Consider the following 4,524-nt stretch of genomic DNA (forward strand, 5'->3'; position numbering starts at 1 on the left):
CGCCTGCCCCGCGCGCCTCGCTCCGAGCGGCGCAGCAGCAGCCGGCAGACGGCGGTGACGGCGGCCAGGCCCAGCGCGGTGCCCGTGGCCCCGGCCAGCGAGGTGCCGTACCAGACCAGGACCACGGGGACCAGGACGCAGCTGAAGGCGGCCCAGCGGATCAGCTCGCTCGCGCTGTCCGGCGCGGCGGGCTCCTCGTCGGTCCGGGGACCGGGCATCTCGTACTCCCTGTGGCGCCTCGTGGCGCCCTGTGGCGGTGGCTCACCCCCTTCAACGCCCGGCCGACCGGTCGGTCACCGGACGTGCGGCTGTGAATCCTGTGCAAACCGCCTGTACGGGGCAGCGAGCATTGCGTTACGGGCGCGGCTCGTGCATGCTCCGGTGAACCCCTACGGACGTCGGGGGACCGCTTACGGAGCGTGCAAGGGATCTGGGCTCGGGAGGCGTGCCGCCGTACCCTTGGGGGTATGGGGTGGGGAAGATGTTTCCCGGACACAGCTCCGCTGCACACCGTCGTCCCATCCCATAAAGGATCACAACGCCGAGACAGCCATGGCCGGTCACGAATTCTTCGAACCCGCGGACCGCAAGCGGCCGGTCGCCGATCCCACGGCGGCCGATCCCCTGGCGGCGGACGAGTCACGCCAATCCTGCGATCCAGCCTTCCGGCACGGGGTCGTCGTCGGCTTCGACGGCTCGACCTCCAGTGAGCGCGCCCTCGCCTACGCGATAGGCATGGCCCATCGCTCCCACTCCGGCCTGATCATCGTGCATGTGGCCAACCGGCTGCCGACCACCGTGTGGGCCGGCTGCGAGCCCCCGGTCTTCGTGGACGTGCCGGACCACCGCACGGAGGTCCTCGGCCTCGAACTGGCCTGCGCGGAGTACCTCTCCGAGGTGCCGTGGATCCTGGTCGAGCGCGGCGGGGACATCTGCCACGAACTCGAAGAGGTGGGGCGGGAGTACGAGGCGGACGCGATCGTCGTCGGCTCCACGCACGGCATCGTGGGCCGGATCTTCGGCTCCGTCGCGGGGCGGCTCGCCCGCCGGGCGCGGCGGCCGGTGATCGTCATCCCCTGACACGCGAAGGACCCCCGTGCGGCTCGCACGGGGGTCCCTTCCGGTCTGCTACTCGACCGTCACCGACTTCGCCAGGTTCCTCGGCTTGTCGATGTCCCGGCCGAGCGCCTTCGCCGTGTGGTAGGCGAGGAGCTGGAGCGGGATGCCCATCAGGATCGGGTCGAGCTCGTCCTCGTTCTTGGGGACGACGATGGTCTGGTCGGCCTTCTCCTGGTGCTGGTGGGCGACTGCGAGGATCTTGCCCTCGCGGGCCTTGATCTCCTCCAGCGCGGCGCGGTTCTTCTCCAGCAGGTCGTCGTCGGGGACGATCGCGACCGTCGGCAGGGCCGGCTCGATCAGCGCCAGCGGGCCGTGCTTCAGCTCGGAGGCCGGGTAGGCCTCGGCGTGGATGTACGAGACCTCCTTCAGCTTGAGGGAGGCCTCACGGGCGACCGGGTAGCCGCGGACCCGGCCGATGAAGAGCATCGAGCGGGCGTCGGCGTACAGCTCGGCCAGCTCCTTGATCTGCTCCTCCTGCTTGAGGATCTCGGTGATCTGCCCGGGCAGCCTGCGCAGGCCCTCGATGATCCGCTTGCCGTCGCGCACCGAGAGGTCGCGGGTGCGGCCCAGGTGCAGGGCGAGCAGGGCGAAGGCGACCGTGGTGTTGGTGAAGCACTTGGTGGACACGACGCAGACCTCGGGGCCCGCGTGCACGTAGATGCCGGCGTCCGCCTCGCGCGCGATCGCCGAACCGACCACGTTGACGACGCCGAAGACCCGCGCGCCCTTGCGCTTGAGCTCCTGCACCGCGGCGAGGACGTCGTACGTCTCACCGGACTGGGAGACGGCGACGTACAGGGTGTCGGGGTCCACGACCGCGTTGCGGTAGCGGAACTCGGAGGCCGGCTCGGCGTCGGCGGGGATGCGGGCCAGTTCCTCGATCATCTGGGCGCCGATGAGCCCCGCGTGGTACGAGGTGCCGCAGCCGAGGATCTTCACCCGGCGGATCTGCCGGGCCTCGCGGGCGCCCAGGTTGAGGCCGCCGAGGTGCACGGTGGAGAACCGGTCGTCGATCCGGCCGCGCAGCACGCGGTCGACCGCGTCGGCCTGCTCGAAGATCTCCTTGTGCATGTAGGTGTCGTGGCCGCCCATGTCGTACGACTCGGCCTCCCACTCCACCGTGGTGGGCTCGCTCGTGGTGCGGGTGCCCTCGGTGGTGTAGGTGCGGAAGTCGTCGGCCTTGAGGGTGGCCATCTCGCCGTCGTCCAGGGTCACTATCTGGCGGGTGTGCATGACCAGGGCGGCGATGTCGGAGGCGACGAACATCTCCTTCTCGCCGATGCCGAGGACGACCGGGGAGCCGTTGCGGGCCACCACGATCCGGTCGGGGAAGTCGGCGTGCAGCACGGCGATGCCGTACGTGCCCTCGATCATCCGGACCGCCTGGCGGACCTTGTCCTCCAGCTTCTCGGCGGTCGAGCGGGCGATGAGGTGGGTGAGGACCTCGGTGTCGGTCTCGGAGAGGAACTCGACGCCCTCCGCCTCCAGCTTGCGGCGCAGTTCGGCGGCGTTGTCGATGATGCCGTTGTGGACGACGGCGACCTTGTTGTCGGCCGACATGTGCGGGTGGGCGTTCACGTCGGAGGGGGCGCCGTGGGTGGCCCAGCGGGTGTGGGCGATGCCGGTGGTGCCCTTGAAGCGCGCCGGGATCTTCGCCTCCAGGTCGCGCACCCGGCCCTTGGCCTTGACCATCTTCAGGCCGGGCGCCTTCGGGGAGGTGACGACGACGCCCGCGGAGTCGTAGCCGCGGTACTCCAGCCGCTGGAGGCCCTCCAGGAGGAGAGGGGCGACGTCACGCTTCCCGATGTAACCGACAATTCCGCACATATACAGGTATTCCTAGCCGTAGACGATGCGGCGCAGCTGCCTGAGCGTCAGCTCGGGCGGTGCCACCGCTCGGTATCTGAGGTCCGCCCCGATCCGTTCGAAGATCTCCGCGTTCACCAGGCCCTGGGCCTGGAGCTCGCGGTGGCGGCGACGGACGAAGTCCTCCGTCGACTCGTCGAAGTAGGCGAGCACGTCCTGGATCACCCGCAGCGCCTCGCCCCTGGCCAAGGGCGTGGACCGCATCAGATGATCTACGAGTTCGTCGTGCACCCGGTAGATCCTCGGGTACCGGAGCCGGATTCGCAAGAATCCTGCCCGATATCGGGCAGCCGCAGGTCGGGCGGGACCGTGAACTCCCGCCCGACCCCTGTGGCTCAGCTCACAACTTGTCCAGCACCGCCCGCTTGGCCAGCGTGAACTCCTCCTCGGTCAGCACCCCGTCACGGCGCAGCTCGCCCAGCTCCCGCAGCCGGCGCAGCAGCGTGTCATGCGTGTCCTCGGCGGCCCCCTGCTCCGGCACGGACCCCTGTCGCGGCACGGACCCCTGCTCCGGTGCGGGCAGCTCGGCCCGGCGCCCGGCGGACTCCGGCACCGAGGGGTGCGGCAGCCGCGCCTGTACGGCGGCGGCCACCAGCGCCATCAGCGGATCCTTGCGGAAGCCCCACAGCTCGACGGCGTTCGGGTCGTACTTGGCCCGCGCGCTGACCGGGGTGCCCCGCACCAGGAACCGCAGGTGCCCGTTCTCCAGCCCGGACGCGGGCCGCCACTCCACACCGAGGATGTCGGCCAGCGGGATGGTCCGGGTGCCGGTCTCGGCCTTGACGTCCTCGGTCTTCCAGTTCCACTCCAGCCGCACCCGCTCCCCGTCGAAGTGCGCGCTGCCGTCCCCGGCGGACGCGGACACCGGCAGCGGCGGCCCCGGCAGCAGATAGCCGGTGACCGGCTCCGGGGAAATCCCCTCCAGCAGCAGCGCGTTGCGCACCTCGTCCGCGAAGTACTCCGCGACGCCGTACCGGTCGGGCTGCACGGACAGCCGGTAGGGGTCGTCGGCCTCGCCGAGCCGGCCGCCGGTCGCCCGGAGCAGCGGGTCGGCGCCCTCGCGCAGCCGCAGCCGCAGCCACCCGGACTTCTTGCCCTGCTCGACCGAGACGGAGGCCAACGCCCCCAGTGGGACCACGAGTTCGCCGAGTTCCCGGCGCAGCAGCCCGACTCCCTTGTCCCGGCCCGGAGTGAGCCGCAGGGCGTCGCCGTCGAAGACCCAGGTGCCGTCCTTCTGGATGATTTCCGCCATAGCGGGATTGTTTCATCGGATCTGCGGGAGAGTGGTCTCGACCAGATCTGAAGGGAGCGCATGTGAGACGGAACCACAGCTCGACTCCCCGAACCGGCCGCGTTCTCGGTTCGTTGCTGCTCGTCGCGGCGGCCGGTTCGGGGAGTCGAGCTGTGGTTCCGTCTCACATGCGCTCCCTTCAGATCTGGTCGAGACCACTCTCCCGCAGATCCGATGAAACAATCCCGCTATGGCGGAAATCATCCAGAAGGACGGCACCTGGGTCTTCGACGGCGACGCCCTGCGGC

Annotated in this window: 5 protein-coding genes; 1 reads left to right on the forward strand and 4 read right to left on the reverse strand. The window is 70.2% G+C overall.

What is annotated here, in order from left to right:
* Positions 1-218, reverse strand: a 218-nt coding sequence (locus FRZ03_RS19070) for a hypothetical protein (protein ID WP_146466380.1), incomplete at its 3' end; no start/stop codon positions are given.
* A gap of 334 nt (positions 219-552) precedes the next feature.
* On the opposite strand from FRZ03_RS19070, the gene FRZ03_RS19075 reads away from it, so the two are divergent.
* Positions 553-1,080, forward strand: a complete 528-nt coding sequence (locus tag FRZ03_RS19075) for a universal stress protein (protein WP_146466377.1) — start codon at positions 553-555, stop codon at positions 1,078-1,080.
* A 48-nt stretch (positions 1,081-1,128) separates the two neighbouring features.
* Here FRZ03_RS19075 and glmS read toward each other — a convergent pair whose 3' ends face one another.
* The 3 genes from glmS to FRZ03_RS19090 all read right to left on the reverse strand — a co-directional run bounded on the left by glmS (position 1,129) and on the right by FRZ03_RS19090 (position 4,237).
* Positions 1,129-2,946: a glutamine--fructose-6-phosphate transaminase (isomerizing) gene (gene glmS / locus FRZ03_RS19080; protein WP_146466378.1), complete on the reverse strand. Its 1,818-nt coding sequence runs from the start codon at positions 2,944-2,946 to the stop codon at positions 1,129-1,131.
* A 12-nt stretch (positions 2,947-2,958) separates the two neighbouring features.
* Positions 2,959-3,216 (reverse strand): hypothetical protein, encoded by a 258-nt coding sequence (locus tag FRZ03_RS19085; protein WP_070027392.1) that lies wholly within the window; start codon positions 3,214-3,216, stop codon positions 2,959-2,961.
* 109 nt (positions 3,217-3,325) lie between these two features.
* A complete protein-coding gene (locus FRZ03_RS19090; protein ID WP_146466379.1) occupies positions 3,326-4,237 on the reverse strand; it encodes a DUF4429 domain-containing protein in 912 nt (303 codons plus the stop codon).
* Positions 4,238-4,524: the final 287 nt, after the last annotated feature.

This window comes from Streptomyces misionensis (assembly GCF_007896895.1).
In the GTDB taxonomy this organism is placed as follows: Bacteria; Actinomycetota; Actinomycetes; order Streptomycetales; family Streptomycetaceae; genus Streptomyces; species Streptomyces misionensis_A.